Source organism: Nocardioides zhouii (assembly GCF_004137345.1).
Taxonomy (GTDB): Bacteria; Actinomycetota; Actinomycetes; order Propionibacteriales; family Nocardioidaceae; genus Nocardioides; species Nocardioides zhouii.
The window spans coordinates 288698-307967 of sequence record NZ_SDWV01000001.1 but is presented as its reverse complement, the minus strand read 5'-3'; the positions used below and the strand labels follow the sequence as shown (position 1 = coordinate 307967).

Here is a 19270-nt window from a genome sequence, read left to right as displayed (position 1 = left end):
GCGACGCTAGCGGTCAGCCCTGAGCGGGCCAGAGGGAGTGGTAGGCGTTGATCGCCGGCTGGCCGCCGAGGTGGGCGTAGAGCACGTGCGAGTCGGCCGGGATGTCGCGCGACGCGACGAGGTCGACCAGCCCGGCGAGCGACTTCCCCTCGTACACGGGGTCGGTGATCATCGCCTCGAGCTGGGCGCCGAGCGCCATCGCCTCCATCGTCGAGTCGACCGGCACGCCGTAGAGCTCGCCGGCCCACCCGTCGAGCACGGTGATCTCGTCGTCGCGCAGGTCGCGGCCGAGCTCGATCAGGTCCGCCGTGCTGCGGGCGATCCGGGCGACCTGGTCGCGCGTCTTCTCCAGGGTCGCGCTCGCGTCGATGCCGATGACCCGGCGGCGTACGCCGGTGAGGTCCTCGAGTGCCGCGAAGCCGGCGATCATCCCGGCGTGGGTGGAGCCGGTGACGGTGCAGACCACGATCGTGTCGAAGGTGATGCCCAGCGACTTCTCCTGCTCGGCGACCTCGAAGGCCCAGTTGGCGAACCCGAGCCCGCCGAGGCGGTGCTCGCTCGCGCCGGCCGGGATGGCGTACGGCGTGCCGCCGGACTCCTCGACCTCTCGGATCGCGTCCGTCCACGAGTCGCGGATGCCGATGTCGAAGCCGTGCGGGTCGAGGCGCGAGTCGGCGCCCATCATCCGGCTCAGCAGGATGTTGCCGACCTGAGTGTTGGTCGGGTCGTCCCACGGCACCCACTTCTCCTGCACGAGGCGGCACTTGAGCCCCAGGTGTGCGGCGACCGCGGCGACCTGGCGGGTGTGGTTGGACTGGTAGCCGCCGATGGAGACCAGCGTGTCTGCGCCGCTCGCGAACACGTCGGGGACGATGTACTCCAGCTTGCGGATCTTGTTGCCGCCGTAGGCCAGGCCGCTGCTGACGTCCTCGCGCTTGGCCCACACCTGCGCGCCGCCGCCCTTCGCCGCGAGGTGGTCGCTGAGCCGCTTCAGGTGGTGGACCGGCGAGGGGCCGAAGGTCAGGGGGTGGCGGGGGAACTGCTCGAGGATCACGGGGTCTCCTGCTGGTCGGACTGGTCTGTGTCGGGTGGGGGGATCAGGTCGGCGAGGGTGTGCCACGTGCGGAAGGTGACGTCGGCGGCGGCCTCGGCGTCGCCGGCCTCGCAGGCGGCGACCAGGCGGTCGTGCAGGTTGACCGAGTCGGTGGCGGCGGCGGAGGCGAAGCGCAGCCGCTCCAGCCGACGTACGACCGGGCCGAACTGGTCGAGCACCGTGGCGAGCGCACGGTTGCCGCTGGCCTCGACGGCGACGGCGTGGAACTCGTCGTCCGCGGTCAGCGCGGCGTCGGTGTCGTGCGCGTCGATCGCTGCGGCGAAGCGGGCGTTGGCGTGGCGCATGCTCCCCAGGTCCGCGGGCGTGAGCCGGCCGACCGTCTCGGCCACCGCGAGCCGGTGCATCGTCGCCACCACGGCGTGGGCCTCGCGCACCTCCGCGAGGTCGATCTCGGCGACGACGGTCGAGCGTCCGGGGGCGGCGCGCACCAGCCCGGTCTCGCCGAGTCGGAGCAACGCCTCGCGGACGGGCGTACGACTCACGCCGAGCCACGTGGCGAGCTCGGTGTCGCGGACGACCTCGCCCGGCGCCAGCGTGCCGTCGACGATCGCGTCGCGCAGCCGGCCGTGGACCGTGTCACGCAGCAGCGTCGTGCGTACGGGGGCGACGGAGGTGGGGACCGGCATGCAATATATTGCACATCGCAACGGCCTGCGCGTCAAGTGGGAGGCTGGGCCGGTGCTCACCGTCGTCATCGCGCTCGCCGCCAACACGACCCTCGCGGTCCTCAAGAGCATCGTCGCGGTGCTCACCGGTTCGGCGTCGATGGTCGCCGAGGCGGCGCACTCGTGGGCCGATGCAGGCAACGAGGTCTTCCTGCTGATCGCCGAGCGCCGCGCGGAGAAGCCCGCCGACGCCACCCACCCGCTCGGCTTCGGACGGGAGGCGTACGTCTGGTCGATGATCGCCGCCTTCGGGCTCTTCGGCGTGGGCGCCGGGGTGTCGGTGTGGCACGGCATCCAGTCGCTGACGGCGGAGGAGGCGGAGGCCGACTACCTGTGGGCCTACCTCGTCCTCGGCGCGGCCTTCGTGCTGGAGAGCGTGTCGTTCTTCCAGGCCCGCCGGGAGGTACGCCGCGGCGCGCGCAAGGCCGACGTGAGCCGCGTGACGTTCCTCGACAAGACGTCGAACCCGACGCTGCGCGCGGTCTTCTTCGAGGACGCGGCAGCGCTCGTCGGCATCGTCATCGCGGTGACCGGCCTCGCGCTGCACCAGGTCACCCACCAGCCGGTGTGGGACGCGATCGGCTCGATCCTGGTCGGCCTGCTGCTCGGCTTCGTCGCGATCTACCTGCTGCGGCGCAACATGGACTTCCTGGTCGGCCAGATCGCGGACCCGCGCATCCACGAGACCGTCCTCGGCTGGCTGCGCGAGCGGCCCGAGGTGGAGACCGTCAGCACCCTCCACCTGGAGTACGTCGGGCCGGGCAAGATCTTCCTTGTCGGCTCGGTGGACCTGGTCGGCGACGACACGGAGACCCACGCCGCGGAGGAGCTCCAGCGGCTCGAGGACCACCTCGAGGAGCGCCCGGAGATCGTCCGCGCCGTGCTCTCACTCGCGGCTCCGGGCCGGACGCCGACGGCGGGGGACGGGTTCCAGTGAGCGAGCCGGGAACATCCAGAGTGGTTGAGCGTTGAACCAGTCATGAAGAAGATCGGTTTCCTGAACTTCGGCCACTGGACGGACTCGCCGCAGTCCGCGGTCCGGAGCGCCTCCGACACGCTGCTCCAGTCGATCGACCTCGCGGTCGCGGCGGAGGAGCTCGGCGCCGACGGCGCCTACTTCCGCGTGCACCACTTCGCCCGGCAGCTCGCCTCGCCGTTCCCGCTGCTCGCCGCGGTCGGCGCGCGTACGAGCCGGATCGAGATCGGCACGGGCGTGATCGACATGCGCTACGAGAACCCGCTCTACATGGCCGAGGACGCCGGTTCCGCCGACCTCATCTCGGGCGGGCGACTCCAGCTCGGCATCAGTCGCGGATCACCGGAGCAGGTGATCGAGGGCTGGCGCTACTTCGGCTACGCACCCGCCGAGGGCGAGGACCAGGCCGACATGGCCCGCCGCCACACCGAGGTCTTCCTCCAGGTGCTCGAGGGCGAGGGCTTCGCCCAGCCCAACCCGCGCCCGATGTTCCCCAACCCGCCCGGCCTGCTGCGCGTCGAGCCGTACGCGCCGGGTCTGCGCCAGCGCATCTGGTGGGGTGCGTCGTCCGACGCCACCGCGCGCTGGACGGCCGAGCAGGGCATGCACCTGATGTCGTCGACGCTCAAGGCCGACGAGACCGGCGAGCCGTTCCACGTCCAGCAGCGCAAGCAGATCGAGGTGTTCCGCGAGGCGTGGAAGGCCGCAGGCCACAAGGGCGAGCCGCGGGTGTCGGTGAGCCGGTCGATCATGCCGATCACCACCGACCTCGACCGGATGTACTTCGGGCGCGAGGGCACCAGCCAGGACCAGTTCGGCCAGATCGAGGCCAACCTGCGCGCGGTCTTCGGCAAGACGTACGCCGCCGAGCCCGACATCCTGGTCAAGGAGCTCGCCGACGACGAGGCCGTCGCGGCCGCGGACACGCTGCTGCTCACGGTGCCCAACCAGCTCGGCGTGGACTACAACGCGCACCTGCTGGAGACGATCCTGACGCAGGTCGCCCCCGACCTCGGCTGGCGCTGACGGCCCACCCGGGCAGGTGAGCTGTTCAGGTGCCCGGTGGTTGTGTGGAGGCATGGACAACGACACGAACGAGGGCCAGGTCTCCGAGCTCGCACCCGAGGGCGACGAGCCCGAGCTGATCAGCGCCGGTGACTCCGTCGCGGGCCAGCCGGATCAGGAGTCCGGTGAGGTCGAGGAGGGCACGCAGGGCCCGAACGCGATCCCCGACGACCCGACGGGCGAGCACCCGCACCAGCAGTGACGCTGCGGTAGAACAGTCCGCATGAGCAAGCCAGTGATCGTGGTGGTGGGCGCCGGACCGGGCGTGAGCGGGTCGGTGGCCCGTCGCTTCGCCGACGAGGGGTACGACGTCGCGCTGCTCGGGGCGGACCAGGCGGTCATCGGCGACCTCGTCCCCGACCTCGAGGCGCGGGGCGCGACCGTCGGTCATGCCGTCGTCGACGTCACCGACGAGCAGGCCGCACGGGACGCCGTACGCCGCTTCGGTGAGCACACCGGTCGCATCGACGTGCTGCACTTCAACCCGAGTGCCTTCCGCGAGAAGGACCCCCTGAACCTCACAGTCGTCGAGCTGCTCGAGGACGTCGCGCTTGGGGTGGGCGCGCTGCTGACCGTGGCGCAGGCGGCCCGGCCGTACATGTCGTCGGGCGGTCGCATCAGCGTCACCGGCAGCATGGCGGCCGACGACCCGTGGGAGGGCGCGGCCTCGCTCGGCGTGCAGAAGGCCGGTGTTCGCAACCTCGTGCACAGCCTCGACAAGACGCTGGCCGCCGACGGCATCCGCGCGGTCTCGGTCACCGTCCGCGGCACCCTCGCGCGGGAGGGTGCGTTCACGCCCGACCGCGTCGCCGACGCGATCTTCGACGCGGTCACCCGCGACGCGGGTGAGTGGACGAGCGAGGTCGCCTACCGCGGCTGAGCGCTCAGGCGCCGCTGAAGCCGCTGAGCAGGAAGAACGCCAGCACCACGCCGCCGAGCGACGCGAGCAGGCCCCACCAGATCCCCGTCCGGACCCGCCGGCCCGTCGAGGCGCCCTCGCGCGCCAGCGCGGGCAGGGCCACGGTGAGGGCGGCACCGGTCGCCGCCATCGCGAGCAGCTGGACCGGGATGATCCAGTTCTCCGTGGTGCGGCCGTCGAGCAGGAATGCGGCCACCGGCAAGCTCATCACGCCGGTGACCAGCAGGACGACGACGCCGACGACGCGTTGGGCAGCGGGAGTCACGGAGTCACCGTAGCGCCGTTGCCCGTTGCGTAAGGGGCTCACCGCGGGCGGTGTGTGAGGCGGAAAGCAACGCGTCGATATCCCCTTCACCCACCGCCGGCGGGCAAGTCGTGCGCCGCCGCGCGGCTCAGGCGTCCTTGGCCACCAGCGTCAGCACGTCGTACGTCGCGACCGGCTCGCCGTCGCCGTTGACGACGAGCGCGTCCCAGCGGACCTCGCCGTAGTCGGCCGACGAGCGCGGGGTGATCTGCTTGACGGTCAGCATCACCTGGATCGAGTCGCCGGCCTTGACGGGGGTGAGGAAGCGCAGGTTGTCGACGCCGAAGTTGGCGAGCACCGGACCCGGCGCCGGGTCGACGAACAGGCCGGCCGCCATCGAGACGATGAGGTAGCCGTGGGCCACGATGCCGCCGAAGAGCGGGTTCTGGGCGGCCGCCTCGGGGTCGGTGTGGGCATAGAAGGTGTCGCCGGTGAAGTCGGCGAAGTGGTCGATGTCGTCGAGCGAGATGACCCGCGGCTCCGACGCGATCGTGTCGCCGACCTGCAACGTCGCGAGCGAGTGGCGGAAGGGGTGCTCCGGCGTGATGGTGCGCTGCGACCCGCGCGTCCACCGGCCGGTGATGGCGGTGAGCATGTCGGGGGAGGCCTGGATCGCCGAGCGCTGCATGTGGTGCAGCACGGCGCGTACGCCGCCGAGCTCCTCGCCGCCGCCGGCGCGGCCGGGGCCACCGTGGACCAGCATCGGCAGGGGAGAGCCGTGGCCGGTCGACTCCGGGGCGTCGTCGCGGTCGAGCACCAGGATGCGGCCGTGCCAGGGCGCGAGGCCGAGCACGAGCGTGCGGGCGACGGCGGGGTCGTGGGTGACGACCGAGCCGACGAGCGAGCCCTTGCCGCGCGCGGCCAGGGTGACCGCCTCGTCGAGGGAGTCGTACGACATCACGGTCGACACCGGGCCGAAGGGCTCCACGTCGTGCGGCTCCACGGCGCCGGCGCGGGCCCGGAGCAGCACGGGTGACATGAAGGCGCCTCGGTCCGCGTCGCCGACGAAGCCGCTCATGGCTGCCGGGTCGCCATGCACGACGTCGGCCGAGGAGCGCAGCGCCTCGACGGCCTTGCGGACCTCCTCGCGCTGGCCGAGCGAGGCGAGCGGGCCCATCCGGACCGACTCGTCGGCGGGGTTGCCGACGGTGATCGTCGCGAGCCTGGCGGAGATCGACTCGGTCATCTCGTCGGCGACGGCCGCGGGCACGATCACCCGGCGGATGGCGGTGCACTTCTGGCCGGCCTTGGCGGTCATCTCGGTGACGACGCCCTTGACGAACAGGTCCCACTCGGGGTCGGACGAGGTGACGTCGGGCCCGAGCACGGAGCAGTTGAGCGAGTCGGCCTCGACCTGGAGCGTGACGCCTCCGTGAAGGACCGACGGGTGCTGGCGCAGGATGCCGGCGGTGTGGGCGGAGCCGGTGAAGGCCACCGAGTCCTGCACGCCGAGGTGGTCGAGCAGGTCGCCGGCCGAGCCGGACAGGAGCTGGAGCGAGCCCTCGGGGAGGATCTGCGACTCGATGATCCGGCGGACGACGAGCTCGGTGAGGTACGCCGTCTGGCTGGCCGGCTTGACCAGCGAGGGCAGGCCCGCGACGAAGGCCGGCGCGAGCTTCTCGAGCATGCCCCAGACGGGGAAGTTGAAGGCATTGATCTGCACCGCGACCCCGGGCCGCGAGGTGTAGACGTGCTGGCCCATGAAGGCGCCCGTACGGCCGAGCTGCTCGAGGTCGCCGTCGCAGACCACGATGTCGTTCGGCAGCTCACGTCGGCTCTTCGACGAGTAGCTGAAGACCGTGCCGAAGCCGCCGTCGATGTCGATCATCGAGTCGCGGCGGGTGGCCCCGGTGGCCAGCGAGAGCTCGTAGAACTCGTCCTTGAGCCCGGTCAGGTGCGTCGCGAGCTCCTTGAGCAGCAGCGCACGCTCGTGGAAGGTCAGCTCGCGGATCGCGGGACCGCCGACCGTACGCGCGTGGTGGGCCATCGCGCCGAGGTCGAGACCGGCGCTGGAGATGCGGGCGACCTCCTCGCCCGTGGCAGCGTCGAGCAGGGGGTCGCCCTCGGCGGAGGCGGCGTACCAGCGGCCGGCGGCGTAGCTCTCGAGCAGACGGCTCACGGGTGTCTCCCTTGGATGTTCAGGCAGGTGTTTGCGTGCCAGAGTGGCTGGTGACACACTAATACCAGACCGATCGGTCAGTAAATGTCACTCCACCGAACGAGTGAGGCCAGATGACGCTCACGGACCATGCTCCCGACGACGTGCTCGAGCGCCACTTCGAGGCGACGATCGCGCGCAACGACCGCATCGAGCCGCGCGACTGGATGCCCGAGGGCTATCGCAAGACCCTCGTGCGGCAGATCGCGCAGCACGCCCACAGCGAGATCATCGGCATGCAGCCCGAGGGCAACTGGATCAGCCGCGCGCCCAGCCTGCGCCGCAAGGCGATCCTGCTCGCCAAGGTGCAGGACGAGGCCGGGCATGGCCTCTACCTCTACTCAGCGGCCGAGACGCTCGGCGTCTCCCGCCTCGAGCTGACCGAGATGCTGATCTCGGGGCGCCAGAAGTACTCCTCGATCTTCAACTACCCGACGCTGTCGTACGCCGACGTCGGCACGATCGGCTGGCTGGTCGACGGCGCCGCGATCTGCAACCAGGTGCCGCTGTGCCGCACGTCCTACGGGCCGTACGGCCGCGCGATGATCCGGGTGTGCAAGGAGGAGTCCTTCCACCAGCGCCAGGGCTACGAGCTCCTTGCCACGATGATGCGCGGCACCGACGAGCAGCGCGCGATGGTGCAGGAGTCGGTGAACCGGTTCTGGTGGCCGGCGCTGATGATGTTCGGCCCGCCCGACGCCGACTCGCCCAACACCGCTCAGTCGATGGCGTGGGGCATCAAGCGCAACACCAACGACGAGCTGCGCCAGAAGTTCGTCGACATGTCCGTGCCTCAGGCCGAGGCCCTGGGCGTGACCCTGCCCGACCCCGAGCTGATCTGGAACGAGGAGCGCGGCCACCACGACTTCGGCCAGCCCGATTGGGAGGAGTTCATGGAGGGCGTGAAGGGCAACGGTCCCTGCAACGCCCAGCGGATGGCCCACCGGCGCCGCGCCCACGAGGACGGCGCCTGGGTGCGCGAGGCCGCGACGGCGTACGCCGCGAAGCAGGCCGCGTCGTGAGCACCGTCGAGCCCGAGTGGCCGCTCTACGAGGTGTTCGTGCGCGGCAAGCGCGGGCTCAACCACGTGCACGTCGGTTCGCTGCACGCGGCCGACGACCGGATGGCGTTGCTGCACGCCCGCGACGTCTACACCCGCCGCAACGAGGGCGTGAGCATCTGGGTGGTGCGCGCCGACGCGATCACCGCGTCGAGCCCCGACGAGAAGGACCCGATGTTCGCGCCGAGCGGCGACAAGGTCTACCGCCACCCGACGTTCTACGACATCCCCGACAACGTTCCTCACATGTGATGGCTGACCACATCCACACCTCTCCCGAGGACGAGCACGACAGCGCCTACAGCGGCCTGCTCGTCAACGACGCCCACTGGGCCTTCGGCACCGCCACTGAGTCAATTGGATTTGGCGAGGACCCGCTCGCGGGAGTCGACACGACCATCCCCGAGGGCGTCGACGCGGTCACCCTGTCGACGTACGCCCTGATGCTGGGCGACGACTCGCTCGTCATGTCGCACCGCATCGCGGAATGGACGAGCAACGCGCCCGACCTCGAGGACGACATCGCGCTGTCCAACATCGCGCTCGACCTGCTCGGCCAGGCGCGGCTGCTGCTCGCGCGGGCCGCCAAGGCCGACGAGTCCGCCGTCCCCCCACTCCCCGAGGGCTCGCCCGCGCCGCCCGAGGACGCGCTGGCCTTCTTCCGCGAGGCCCACGAGTTCCGCAACGTCCGCTTCGCCGAGGTCGTCAACGGCGACTTCGCCGAGGCCACCGTGCGCGTGCTGCTCTTCTCGGTCTGGCGCCTCGCCACCTTCGAGAAGCTCCGCGAGAGCCGGGACCACGTGCTGTCCGCCGTCGCCGCCAAGGGCGTCAAGGAGCTGGCCTACCACCGCGACTACGCCGCGCGGTGGTTCGTCACGCTGGCACGTGGGACCGACGAGTCCCGCACCCGGCTGATCACTGCGCTCGACAGCCTCTGGCCGCTGTGGCCCGAGTTGTTCGACACCCACCCGGTCGAGGCGGCCGCTGCCGAGGCGGGCGTCGGGGTCGACCCGGCGTCGGTGCGTGAGGCGGCCGAGGCGGTCCTCGACCAGGTCTTCACCGCGGCGGACGTCGAGCCGTCGCAGGCACCGCGCCGCTCGGGCGTGCTCGGCAAGACCGGCCGCGACGGCATGCACGGTGAGCCGCTGAGCCGGATGCTCGCCGAGATGCAGTCCGTGGCCCGCGCGCACCTGCGGGGGCAGTGGTGAATCGCGCGAGGAGGATCGCCGAGCGGGTCACCGACCCCGAGCTGCCGATGCTGTCGCTCGCCGACCTGGGCGTGCTGCGCGACGTCGAGGTGGTCGGCAGCTCCCACGTGGTCGTCGACATCACCCCGACGTACTCCGGCTGCCCTGCGATGGCGGCGATGCGCGACGACCTCGTACGCGAGCTGAGCGGCGCCGGGTTCGACCGCGTCGAGGTGCGCGTCAGCCTCGACCCGCCCTGGACGACCGACTGGATCACGCCGACGGGCCGTGCCGCACTGGCCGCCGCCGGCATCTCGCCGCCCGGCCCCGCGCCGTCGACCACGGGCCCGATCCCGCTGACCCTCAGCCCCACCGCTCGGCAGGTGCGCTGCCCGCAGTGCGGCTCGCCCGCGACCGAGCTGGTCTCGGAGTTCGGCTCGACGGCCTGCAAGGCGCAGTACCGCTGCTGCGACTGCCTCGAGCCCTTCGACCACGTCAAGGAGATCTGAGGCCGTGGCACCCCGTCAAGGTCAGGCCTTCCACCGGCTCACCGTGCGCGACGTCGAGCCGCTGACCGACGACTCGGCCGCCGTCACCTTCGACGTGCCCGACGACCTGCGCGAGCTCTTCGACTTCGAGCCGGGGGAGTCGCTGACCCTGCGCCGGGTCGTCGACGGCGTGGAGCACCGCCGCACGTACTCGATCTGCGCACCCGCCGGCGCCGCCCCACGCATCGGCGTACGCGAGATCCCCGACGGGATGTTCTCCTCGTGGCTGATCCACCAGGTCGAGCCAGGGGAGACCGTCGAGGTGGCCGAGCCCTCCGGCAGCTTCCGCGCCGACCCGGGCAGCCCCGGCCGGCACCTCTGCATCGCCGCGGGCTCCGGGATCACGCCGATGCTGTCGATCGCCGCCTCGGTGCTCGCCAACCCCGCCAGCACCGTCACGATGCTCTACGGCAACCGCGAGACGACGTCGGTGATGTTCGCCGAGGAGCTCGGCGACCTCAAGAACCTGCACGGGCCGCGCTTCGACCTGGTCCACGTGCTCTCCCGCGAGCCGCGTGACGTCGAGCTGTTCTCCGGCCGGCTCGACGCCGATCGGCTCCGCCGGCTGCTGCCGATCAAGGTGCCGCTCGCCGCGATCGACCACGTGTGGCTGTGCGGTCCGCTGGGACTCATCCAGGATGCCCGTACGGTGCTCGAGGAGCTCGGCGTCGCGCAGGAGAAGGTCCACTTCGAGCTGTTCTTCGTCGACGAGCCGCCGCCGACGCTGCGGCACGCCGACCGGGTGGTCGAGGGCGTCACGAGCGAGGTCACCGTCGTGCTCGACGGACGTACGACGACCACGCCGATGGCGCGCGACACGACGGTGCTCGACTCCGCGCAGGCCGTGCGCAGCGACCTGCCGTTCGCGTGCAAGGGCGGCGTCTGCGGCACCTGCCGGGCGAAGGTCGTCGACGGCGAGGTCGAGATGGTGCGCAACTACGCCCTCGAGCCCGCCGAGGTCGAGCAGCAGTTCGTGCTGACCTGCCAGACGTACCCCGTCAGCGACGCGGTCACCGTCGACTTCGACGCCTAGCGGCGCAGCCGCGCCTCGGCGCGCGTGCCGGCCAGGTCGTGCTGGCGCGGCACCACGACGCGGTAGCGCCCGCTCGGCAGGTTGATGATCGAGACGTCCTGCGCGCCGAGGGTCTGCGTCCGCTTCACGGTCCGCCACCTGCCGTCGGCGCGGCGCTGGACAGTGAAGCGGTAGTTCGACGGATCGAGGTCCGGTCCGATGTCGACCCGCAGTCGCGACTTCTTCTTCACCGCCCTCAGCTCGAGGGTGATGGTCGGCGTGGGTGGTGGCGGCGGTGGGGGAGTGGGGTCGACGACCGGCGGGGGCGCTGGCGGAGGCGGTGGCGCGGCGACGGTGAAGGCGTACGACGCCGGGCTCGGGTCGGCCGCCCCCTCGGTGTCTGTGGCGTAGACCTGGAACGAGTGGGGTCCGTAGGTGGAGACAGTCGTGACGTACGGGCTCGAGCAGGCCGACCACGCCGCCTGGTCGATGCGGCACAGGAAGGTGCTCGCCTCGTTGGCGGTGAATCCGAACCTCACGGTGGGGCTGGTGCCCTGCGCGGGTGGTCCAGAGGTGATCGTGGTCTCGGGCAACGGGTTCGAGATGTTGACCGTCCCGGCACCCATGAGCTGGTTGACGTCGGTCGGGCCACCGCCGTTGATGGCGAACACGTAGACCGGCTGGCTGCCTCGCAGCGGGACCTCGACCGTGCCGCCGAAGCCGTGGAAGGGACCGGCGTGCGGGTAGTTGCGGGCCACGTCGTCGCGCTGGACGGCGGCCAGCCCCATGTTGAAGCCGATGGCGTTCGGGTCCCCGGGGCCGCCCCCGACGTAGACGTGATAGCTGATCGAAGTGGTCGGCACGTCGTCGTCGAACATCCAGCCGGCGACGCGGACCTGGCCCGGCGCGGCGACACGATCTCCTCCACGTTGCCCTGGAACGTGTCGGCGGCGACCGCGGGCGGGGCCGCGACGACGGACAGGCCGGTCAGTGCCATCGTCACCGCCGTCAGCAGCCCGGTGAGCAGGGCATGGCTGCGTCTCACCCCGTCGTCCCCCGAGTCGTTCAGTCGTGCCGCATCAGTCCGTCGAAAGCAAGGGTAGTCACGGTGTCCGCCAGCTGCTCGACATCGGTCTCGGGCCGCAGCCACTCGGTCATCGAGTTCACCATCCCGAAGAGCAGCCGGCTGGTCAGCAGGGGGTCGACGTCGTCGCGGATGGCGCCGGCGTCGGCGGCCTCGCGGACCATCTCGGCCAGCCGGTGGTCGATCTCGCGGCGACGCGCGAGGGCCGTCTTCTCGGCGGGGGTGTTGCCGCGGACCCGCAGCAGCAGGGTCACTGCCGGCAGGTGCCCGGCGAGGACCACCACGCTGCTCCGGACGGCGGAGCGCAGCCGCTGCTCGGGGGTGGCCGAGGCGTCGGCACGTACGGCGTCCAGCGCGGCAGTGAGCTCGTCCAGGGCCTCGTCCAGCGCCCGCTCGAGGAGGTGCTCCTTGCTCGGCACGTGGTGGTAGATCGCCGACTTGGTCAGGCCGAGCTCGCGGGCCAGGTCGCCCATGCTCGTGGCGTCGTAGCCTTGTCGGTTGAAGAGCTCGATCGCGACCCGGAGGACGGACTGCTGGTCGTGGCCCGGCCGGCCGCGACGTACGCGCTCTGACATGGATGAACGTTCTCACGACCGACCACCCGGCCACCGATCAAAGGACACACCGTGCACGACCTCAGCCCCCGGCCCGGCGACCTGGACCCGGTCGAGACTGCTCCCGTCGAGGAGCTGCGTGCGCTGCAGCTCGCGCGGCTGCAGTGGTCGGTGCGCCACGCCTACGACCACGTCGACCACTACCGGCAGGCGTTCGACGAGGCTTCGGTCCACCCCGACGACATCGCCTCGCTGGCCGACCTCGCGCGGCTGCCGTTCACGACCAAGGCGACGCTGCGCGACAACTACCCGTTCGGGATGTTCGCGGTGCCCCGCGAGGACGTCGTACGCCTCCACGCGTCGAGCGGTACGACCGGCAAGCCGACCGTCGTCGGCTACACCCGCGACGACCTCGACATGTGGGCCGACGTGGTCGCCCGCTCGATCCGGGCTGCGGGCGGGCGGCGCGGGATGATCCTGCACAACGCCTACGGGTACGGCCTGTTCACCGGCGGCCTGGGTGCGCACGCGGGCGCCGAGCGCCTGGGCTGCACGGTCGTGCCGGTCTCGGGCGGGATGACGCAGCGGCAGGTGCAGCTGATCCTCGACTTCGAGCCTGACATCATCATGGTGACGCCGTCCTACATGCTCTCGATCATCGACGAGCTCGAGGCGCAGGGCGTCGACCCGCGCTCGACGTCGCTCAAGGTCGGCATCTTCGGCGCCGAGCCGTGGACCAACGACATGCGCCGCGAGGTCGAGGAGCGGATGGACATGCACGCGGTCGACATCTATGGCCTGTCCGAGGTGATCGGGCCCGGCGTCGCGAGCGAGTGCGTGGAGACCAAGGACGGCCTGCACGTCTGGGAGGACCACTTCTACCCCGAGGTCATCGACCCCGTGACCGGCGAGGTACTGCCCGACGGCGAGGAGGGCGAGCTCGTCTTCACGACGCTGACCAAGCAGGCGATGCCGGTCATCCGCTACCGCACCCGCGACCTCTCCCGGCTGCTGCCGGGGACCGCCCGAAGCATGCGCCGGATGGAGAAGATCACCGGCCGCACCGACGACATGATCATCCTGCGCGGGGTGAACCTCTTCCCGACCCAGATCGAGGAGATCGTCCTCGGCCTGCCCGCGCTGTCGCCGCACTTCCAGTGCCACCTCGACCGCAGCGGCAACCTCGACACCCTGACGGTCCACGTCGAGCGCCGCGACCGTACGTCGCCCGAGGAGGCGGCCGCGGCCCAGGCCGAGCTGACCCAGCGGATCAAGGACCGGATCGGCGTGAGCGTCGGGGTCGAGGTCGTCGACGTGGCCTCCATCGAGCGGTCCGTCGGCAAGATGCGCCGCATCGTCGACCACCGCCCGCCGCGCTGAACCTGCGGGTTGTTTACCGGTGGCCGCCACTCGGGGGTTACAGTGGATGCAGCGTCCCGACGCCGTGCCGCACTGATCACCCTTGATCCACCGGCCACGACCACGACGCGTCGTTCCACACCTCCACGCCGTGGCGTGCAGGCCGAGGCAGCCCGGCTCGCCTGCTCCACGACGCGTACTCCGTCCCGGGAGGACACCTTGGCCCAGCGCCAGCGTCAACGCGGCACTCGCCGCACCCCTGCGCACGCCCGCCACAAGGACAACGAGGGCATCGTCCCCGTCCTGGCGCGAGCCGTCCGCGAGCTCGAGTCCGCCGTGCAGCGCGGCCCGCTCGCGCCCGGCCAGCGGGTGCGCTTCCAGGTCGTCGCCCTGCTCGTGCGCGAGCACCGCGGCGACGTACGCGCCTCGACCGAGCTGACCGACCCGCAGAAGGCCGACGAGCTCAAGCGCCTCGACGGCATCGCGACGATCCTCGCCAAGACCGCGACCCGCGACCCGTCCCTCTTCGCCCTGCTGTCCGAGGAATCCGTCGTTACGGAGAGCGCCCGTGACCTGCGCGTGGAGATGCTGCGCAAGGCTGGCGTCGAGCCTGTGGTCGAGGAGCCCAAGCCCGAGGACGAGTCCGGCCCCGGCGTCGGCGAGCGGCGCGTGATCCCGCAGTCCGTGGCGCAGCACCAGCTGGCCAACCCGTTCCTGGTCCCCGACTTCGAGATCGGCCGCGAGCGCCGCCGCGTGCACGGCCGGCTGTCGACGTGGGAGCTCCTCGGCCCCCTGTTCCGCTCGTTCGAGCTCGGCGGCGCCTCGTCGTGCATGGAGCTGCCCGAGCCCACGTCGCTGGACGCCCCCGGGAGCCTCGAGCTGATGCCGCACCAGGCGGCGATGATCGCCTCGGCCGCCGAGGGCCACCGCACCTTCCTGCTGGCCGACGAGCCCGGCCTCGGCAAGACCGCCCAGGCGCTGCTCGCCGCGCAGGCCGCCGACGCCTTCCCGCTGCTCGTCGTGTGCCCCAACGTCGTCAAGACCAACTGGGCCCGCGAGACCGAGCGCTGGACCCCGCGCCGCCGCGCGACCGTCATCCACGGCGACGGTGGCCAGGTCGACGCCTTCGCCGACGTCATCATCGTCAACTACGAGATCCTCGACCGGCACGTCGGCTGGCTCGGCAGCTTCGGTTTCAAGAGCATGGTCGTCGACGAGGCCCACTTCATCAAGAACAAGACATCGCAGCGCTCGCGCCACGTGCTCGAGCTCTCCGAGCGGCTGCGCGCGCGCACCGCCCGACCGCTGCTGATGGCGCTGACCGGCACGCCGCTGATCAACGACATCGAGGACTTCCGCGCGATCTGGCAGTTCCTCGGCTGGATCGACGACACCATGCCGACGACCCGCCTGATGGAGTCGCTGGAGGAGTCCGACCTGACGCCGGCCGATCACTCGTTCTACCCCGCCGCGCGCAAGGCCGTGATCGACATGGGCATCGTGCGGCGTCGCAAGGTCGACGTCGCCGCCGACATCCCGGCTCGCCGGATCGCCGACATCCCCGTCGAGCTCGACGACGAGGACGCCCGCTCGATCCGCTCGGCGGAGAGGGAGCTCGCGCGTCGGCTCGTCCAGCGCTACAAGGCGGCGCTCGAGACCCGTCGTACGGGCTCCGTCGTCGACGGGATCGACCACGATCTCGTACGCCGCGTCGCGACGTGGGAGCGCGAGGAGATGGACACCGGCACGTCGGGGGAGAACGTCTTCTCGATGTTCCGCCGCATCGGCCGCGCCAAGGCCGGCCTGTCCGCCGACTACGCCGCCCAGCTGGCGCGCAACGTCGGCAAGGTGGTCTTCTTCGCCCGCCACGTCGACGTCATGGACATCGCCGAGGACACCTTCACCAAGCGTGGCCTCAAGCACGTCTCGATCCGCGGCGACCAGACGCCCAAGGCCCGCGAGAAGGCGATCACCTCCTTCGTCAACGACCCCGACGTCGCGGTCGTGGTCTGCTCCCTCGCCGCGGCCGGCGTCGGCGTGAACCTCCAGGTCGCGTCCAACGTCGTGCTCGCCGAGCTGTCCTGGACCGACGCCGAGCAGACGCAGGCGATCGACCGTGTGCACCGCATCGGCCAGAGCGACCCGGTCACGGCGTGGCGGATCATCGCCGCCCAGACGATCGACACCCGGATCGCGGAGCTCATCGACTCCAAGGCCGGCCTGGCCGCGCGCGCCCTCGACGGCTCCGACGAGGAGGTCTCGTCGTCGGCCAACATCCAGACCGAGGCCCTGGTCACGCTGCTGACCGACGCCCTGGAGCGCGAGCTCGGCTGAGCAGCACTACAGCAGGCAGTTCGTACGGTTGGCTTGCCCGCTCAGCGTGACGGGTGAGCGCAGGTTCTCGAACTGCCTACTTTGGCGAAGCTGAGTCAGCCGGCCGCGACAGGAACTCGATCGCATGGGTCAGGTTCGTGCCCGTCTCCCACTCCCTCCCCTCGGGTGGCCGCGAGGCGGATGCGACCTGGGAGAGCCGAGGCGTCCGAGCATCCTGGCGGGGAAGCACCAGTGCGACATCGTCGACCCAGAGCTCGATGAGCCGGTAGGGCACTCCGGCATCGAGGGCGGCCTCTGCTGCCCGGCGTCGAGCAGCTCGGGATACCGGCACGGCGAGTCCAGGATGACCGATTGGCCCTGGGCGAGGAGGTGAGCGGCCACGTCGAGGGTTGCGGCGTAAGTCGCCCGCCCGGACTGCTCGAGCGGTATGCCGCTCCGCAGCAGTGCGCTCTTGACCACGTCGGTGTCGAGCACGACGTACCCGAGCCTCTCGCCGAGTCGCGCTGCCAGCGTCGACTTCCCGGTCCCGGGGATCCCGGACATCTGCACGAGCACGCCACGACCATAGTTCGCCTTTCGGGGGTTGTCCGCGGGCACTCGACCGCGTACGACTGATGGCATGAGCGAAGACCGCGAGAACTACGGCGACCAGTCCGTCGACGACGAGGACCAGCTGCAGCCGGGTGACACCCTCGACGACGGCGACGTCGACGACGTGCTCGACCGCGGCTACTCGCCGCCGGACCGCCCGCCGAAGGGCTACGACGACTACCCGACCGAGGCCGAGCGCCTCCAGGGAGAGTCCCTCGACGAGAAGCTCGCCGAGGAGGAGCCCGACATCGACCCGTACGCCGAGGTCGAGGAGTCGGACCACGAGGACGAGAACGCCCTGGACGAGCAGCTCGGCCTCGACGAGGCTGACGAGCGCACCGGGAGGCTCGTGGCGCCCGACGAGGGCCTCGGCGAGGACGTCGACAAGCAGGAGCTGGCCCACGACGTGGGGATCGACGGCGCCGGCGCCTCGGCCGAGGAGGCCGCGATGCACGTCACGCGCGAGCCCGAGCCGGAGCCCTTCGAGGGCTGAGGTCTCGGGTAGATGAGGTCCTTCGTGGTGGCGACCGCGACCGCCGTGGTCGTCGCGCTCACGGGCGGTTGCTCCAGCGGCGGCAGCGGCGACAGCACCGACCCGCCGGAGACGGACGACCAGTCGAGCGCCGCGACGCCCGACACGGACGTCCCCGTCGTCGACAGCGAGGCGTGCGAGGAGGTACGGACCGGGATCGCGGCCTTCAACGACGGTGACTACGCCGGGACGGTCGAGCACTTCGTGGCCGCCGTCCCGTTGGCCGAGGACCAGGACGACGGCTCGGCGCTGGCGGGCGATCTCGTCGAGGCCGTGCGCTACTACGCCGAGCTCGATGCGGAGCGCTACCCCGAGGCCGCCCGTTCCTCGCGTCAGTTCGCGAAGTACAAGGCGATCACGCTCGGCCAGTGCTCGCCCGTCGGCACCGAGCCCGAGTCTCCCGGGACGGACGTCTAGGGGTCGCCGGGACATCGACCTCGAGTCGAATGTGAGTCGAACCAGTGAGATCGGCAGGTAGCGGCACGTCGTCGGCCGGTCGACGATGTTCGTACCGGCTCGTCCGTATCGGTGGACACTCTGCCGGTTGTCGAACCGAGGGAGATCACGTCATGAAGCGTTGGATCAGTGTGTCCGCCGTAGCGGCGGGACTAGAGTGCGTGTTCTCCGGCCTGGACACGTTGGACTCCCTCGAGGGCAACCCCGAGGGCTTCGACGACGACCTGCTGGCCGTACGCGGCAACCAGAGCCCCGGCGGGGTCGACCGCTACCACGGCATCCAGAGCTACGGCATGTTCGTGAAGGCGGGCGCCAAGGCGTTCCTACCCTCGCCCGGACAGGCGTGCAACGGCAGCGGTGGCTGACCGCGGCTGACACCTGTCACGCCGCGTCGTTGGCGCAGCGGAAGCCGATGTTGCCCGAGGACGACTCGGCCGTGTTCGAGGAGCGCGCGGCGACCCGATAGCGGTTGCAGTAGCTGTCGTGGCAGAGGTAGGACCCTCCGCGCATGACCCGAGGGACCTGCCGGTCGTCCACGTCCGCCGACTCCGCGGCGACCGGGTCTACGACGGGCTCCGCGCCCGCACGCTCGGCGTACTCGGTCTCGCGGAAGGCGTCGTGGCACCACTCCCAGACGTTGCCGACGGCGTTGAGGAGGCCGTACCCGTTGGCCTGGAACGCCGTCACCGGCGCCGTCGTGAGGTAGCCGTCGTCGAGGGTGTTGCGCTGCGGGAACTCGCCCTGCCAGATGTTGCAGCGCCACCGCCCACCGGTGCCGAGCGCGTCGCCCCAGGGGTAGCGGGCCCGGTCGAGGCCGCCGCGGGCGGCGTGCTCCCACTCCGCCTCTGTCGGCAGCCGCTTGCCGGCCCAGCGGCAGTACGCCTGGGCGTCGAGCCACGAGACGTGGACGACGGGGTGGTTCTGCAGGTCACCGATGCCCGAGCGCGGGCCGGCCGGGTGCCGCCAGTCGGCGCCGCGGACCGCCAGCCACCACGGCACGCCGGCAGCGCGCTGGAGGATGTCGGCCGGAGCGGCGTCGACGGCGAGGTGGAAGACGGCGGAGACGCCGTCGCGCTCCGCGTCGGTGACGTACGCCGTCGCCTTCACGAAGGCGGCGAACTGCGCGTTGGTCACGGCCTTCGCGTCGATGAGATAGGACGACAACCGCACCTGGTGGACCGGTCGCTCGCCGTCGGCGACGTACCCGTCGCCGTGGCTGTCTCCCATCCAGAACGTGCCTGCGGGGATGCGCACCTGGCCGCGCATGCTCCGCTCGCCGCGAGGCAGAGTCGCCACGTCGGCCCCATCGGCCCGGTCGACCGCGGGAGCGCAGCAGGAGCCCGCGTGGTGGT

Annotated in this window: 22 protein-coding genes; 14 read left to right on the top strand and 8 right to left on the bottom strand. The window is 71.2% G+C overall.

The window, feature by feature from the left end; all coding sequences use genetic code 11:
* Positions 1-13: 13 nt before the first annotated feature.
* Positions 14-1054 carry a 1-aminocyclopropane-1-carboxylate deaminase gene (locus EUA94_RS01505; protein WP_129423986.1) on the bottom strand — a complete coding sequence of 347 codons (1041 nt, stop codon included), beginning with the start codon at positions 1052-1054 and terminating at the stop codon, positions 14-16.
* A complete protein-coding gene (locus tag EUA94_RS01500) occupies positions 1051-1740 on the bottom strand; it encodes a GntR family transcriptional regulator (protein WP_129423984.1) in 690 nt (229 codons plus the stop codon). The genes EUA94_RS01505 and EUA94_RS01500 overlap by 4 nt, the downstream gene beginning before the upstream one ends.
* A gap of 52 nt (positions 1741-1792) precedes the next feature.
* On the opposite strand from EUA94_RS01500, the gene EUA94_RS01495 reads away from it, so the two are divergent.
* Genes EUA94_RS01495 through EUA94_RS01480 form a run of 4 tightly spaced genes read left to right on the top strand, consistent with a single transcriptional unit; the run spans position 1793 to position 4700 of the window.
* Positions 1793-2716, top strand: a complete 924-nt coding sequence (locus tag EUA94_RS01495) for a cation diffusion facilitator family transporter (protein WP_242494611.1) — start codon at positions 1793-1795, stop codon at positions 2714-2716.
* 42 nt (positions 2717-2758) lie between these two features.
* On the top strand, positions 2759-3781 hold the full coding sequence (locus EUA94_RS01490; RefSeq protein ID WP_129423980.1) for an LLM class flavin-dependent oxidoreductase: 1023 nt from the start codon (positions 2759-2761) through the stop codon (positions 3779-3781).
* 52 nt (positions 3782-3833) lie between these two features.
* Positions 3834-4022 (top strand): hypothetical protein, encoded by a 189-nt coding sequence (locus tag EUA94_RS01485; protein ID WP_129423978.1) that lies wholly within the window; start codon positions 3834-3836, stop codon positions 4020-4022.
* A 21-nt stretch (positions 4023-4043) separates the two neighbouring features.
* On the top strand, positions 4044-4700 hold the full coding sequence (locus tag EUA94_RS01480) for an SDR family oxidoreductase (RefSeq protein ID WP_129423976.1): 657 nt from the start codon (positions 4044-4046) through the stop codon (positions 4698-4700).
* Positions 4701-4704: 4 nt separating this feature from the next.
* Here EUA94_RS01480 and EUA94_RS01475 read toward each other — a convergent pair whose 3' ends face one another.
* Together EUA94_RS01475 and paaZ are read right to left on the bottom strand one after the other, a co-directional pair.
* A complete protein-coding gene (locus EUA94_RS01475; protein WP_129423974.1) occupies positions 4705-5004 on the bottom strand; it encodes a hypothetical protein in 300 nt (99 codons plus the stop codon).
* Positions 5005-5131: 127 nt separating this feature from the next.
* Positions 5132-7162: a phenylacetic acid degradation bifunctional protein PaaZ gene (gene paaZ, locus EUA94_RS01470; RefSeq protein WP_129423972.1), complete on the bottom strand. Its 2031-nt coding sequence runs from the start codon at positions 7160-7162 to the stop codon at positions 5132-5134.
* A 113-nt stretch (positions 7163-7275) separates the two neighbouring features.
* On the opposite strand from paaZ, the gene paaA reads away from it, so the two are divergent.
* Genes paaA through paaE form a run of 5 tightly spaced genes read left to right on the top strand, consistent with a single transcriptional unit; the run spans position 7276 to position 11029 of the window.
* Complete coding sequence (gene paaA, locus EUA94_RS01465; RefSeq protein WP_129423970.1) at positions 7276-8223, top strand: 1,2-phenylacetyl-CoA epoxidase subunit PaaA; 948 nt, start codon at positions 7276-7278, stop codon at positions 8221-8223.
* A complete protein-coding gene (gene paaB / locus EUA94_RS01460; RefSeq protein ID WP_129423968.1) occupies positions 8220-8513 on the top strand; it encodes a 1,2-phenylacetyl-CoA epoxidase subunit PaaB in 294 nt (97 codons plus the stop codon). Before paaA ends, paaB begins: the two co-directional genes overlap by 4 nt.
* The gene (gene paaC / locus EUA94_RS01455; RefSeq protein WP_129423966.1) at positions 8513-9469 is read left to right on the top strand and encodes a 1,2-phenylacetyl-CoA epoxidase subunit PaaC; all 957 of its coding nucleotides are present in this window, start codon (positions 8513-8515) and stop codon (positions 9467-9469) included. The genes paaB and paaC overlap by 1 nt, the downstream gene beginning before the upstream one ends.
* The gene (gene paaD / locus EUA94_RS01450; RefSeq protein ID WP_129423964.1) at positions 9466-9957 is read left to right on the top strand and encodes a 1,2-phenylacetyl-CoA epoxidase subunit PaaD; all 492 of its coding nucleotides are present in this window, start codon (positions 9466-9468) and stop codon (positions 9955-9957) included. Before paaC ends, paaD begins: the two co-directional genes overlap by 4 nt.
* Before the next feature lie 4 nt (positions 9958-9961).
* On the top strand, positions 9962-11029 hold the full coding sequence (gene paaE, locus EUA94_RS01445) for a 1,2-phenylacetyl-CoA epoxidase subunit PaaE (RefSeq protein ID WP_129423962.1): 1068 nt from the start codon (positions 9962-9964) through the stop codon (positions 11027-11029).
* Here the strand turns inward: paaE and EUA94_RS01440 are convergent.
* Positions 11026-11871 (bottom strand): hypothetical protein, encoded by an 846-nt coding sequence (locus EUA94_RS01440; RefSeq protein WP_129423960.1) that lies wholly within the window; start codon positions 11869-11871, stop codon positions 11026-11028. The two genes, paaE and EUA94_RS01440, sit on opposite strands and share 4 nt — an antisense overlap.
* Positions 11872-12073: 202 nt before the next feature.
* Positions 12074-12667, bottom strand: coding sequence for a TetR/AcrR family transcriptional regulator (locus tag EUA94_RS01435; RefSeq protein ID WP_129423958.1), 594 nt, complete (start codon positions 12665-12667; stop codon positions 12074-12076).
* A 51-nt stretch (positions 12668-12718) separates the two neighbouring features.
* Here EUA94_RS01435 and paaK point away from each other — a divergent pair, with 51 nt between their 5' ends.
* Both paaK and EUA94_RS01425 read left to right on the top strand, forming a co-directional pair.
* The gene (gene paaK, locus EUA94_RS01430) at positions 12719-14026 is read left to right on the top strand and encodes a phenylacetate--CoA ligase PaaK (RefSeq protein WP_129423956.1); all 1308 of its coding nucleotides are present in this window, start codon (positions 12719-12721) and stop codon (positions 14024-14026) included.
* Positions 14027-14224: 198 nt separating this feature from the next.
* On the top strand, positions 14225-16339 hold the full coding sequence (locus EUA94_RS01425; protein WP_129423954.1) for a DEAD/DEAH box helicase: 2115 nt from the start codon (positions 14225-14227) through the stop codon (positions 16337-16339).
* 129 nt (positions 16340-16468) lie between these two features.
* Here EUA94_RS01425 and EUA94_RS01420 read toward each other — a convergent pair whose 3' ends face one another.
* A complete protein-coding gene (locus EUA94_RS01420) occupies positions 16469-16894 on the bottom strand; it encodes a P-loop nucleotide/nucleoside kinase family protein (RefSeq protein WP_165356756.1) in 426 nt (141 codons plus the stop codon).
* Between the two features lie 64 nt (positions 16895-16958).
* Here EUA94_RS01420 and EUA94_RS01415 point away from each other — a divergent pair, with 64 nt between their 5' ends.
* The 3 genes from EUA94_RS01415 to EUA94_RS01405 all read left to right on the top strand — a co-directional run bounded on the left by EUA94_RS01415 (position 16959) and on the right by EUA94_RS01405 (position 18283).
* Positions 16959-17423, top strand: coding sequence for a DUF5709 domain-containing protein (locus EUA94_RS01415; RefSeq protein WP_129423950.1), 465 nt, complete (start codon positions 16959-16961; stop codon positions 17421-17423).
* 12 nt (positions 17424-17435) lie between these two features.
* Positions 17436-17879, top strand: a complete 444-nt coding sequence (locus EUA94_RS01410) for a hypothetical protein (protein WP_129423948.1) — start codon at positions 17436-17438, stop codon at positions 17877-17879.
* A 200-nt stretch (positions 17880-18079) separates the two neighbouring features.
* Positions 18080-18283, top strand: a complete 204-nt coding sequence (locus EUA94_RS01405; protein ID WP_242494610.1) for a hypothetical protein — start codon at positions 18080-18082, stop codon at positions 18281-18283.
* A 16-nt stretch (positions 18284-18299) separates the two neighbouring features.
* Here the strand turns inward: EUA94_RS01405 and EUA94_RS01400 are convergent, their stop codons facing one another.
* Positions 18300-19184 carry a formylglycine-generating enzyme family protein gene (locus EUA94_RS01400; protein WP_207210356.1) on the bottom strand — a complete coding sequence of 295 codons (885 nt, stop codon included), beginning with the start codon at positions 19182-19184 and terminating at the stop codon, positions 18300-18302.
* Between the last annotated feature and the right edge of the window lie 86 nt (positions 19185-19270).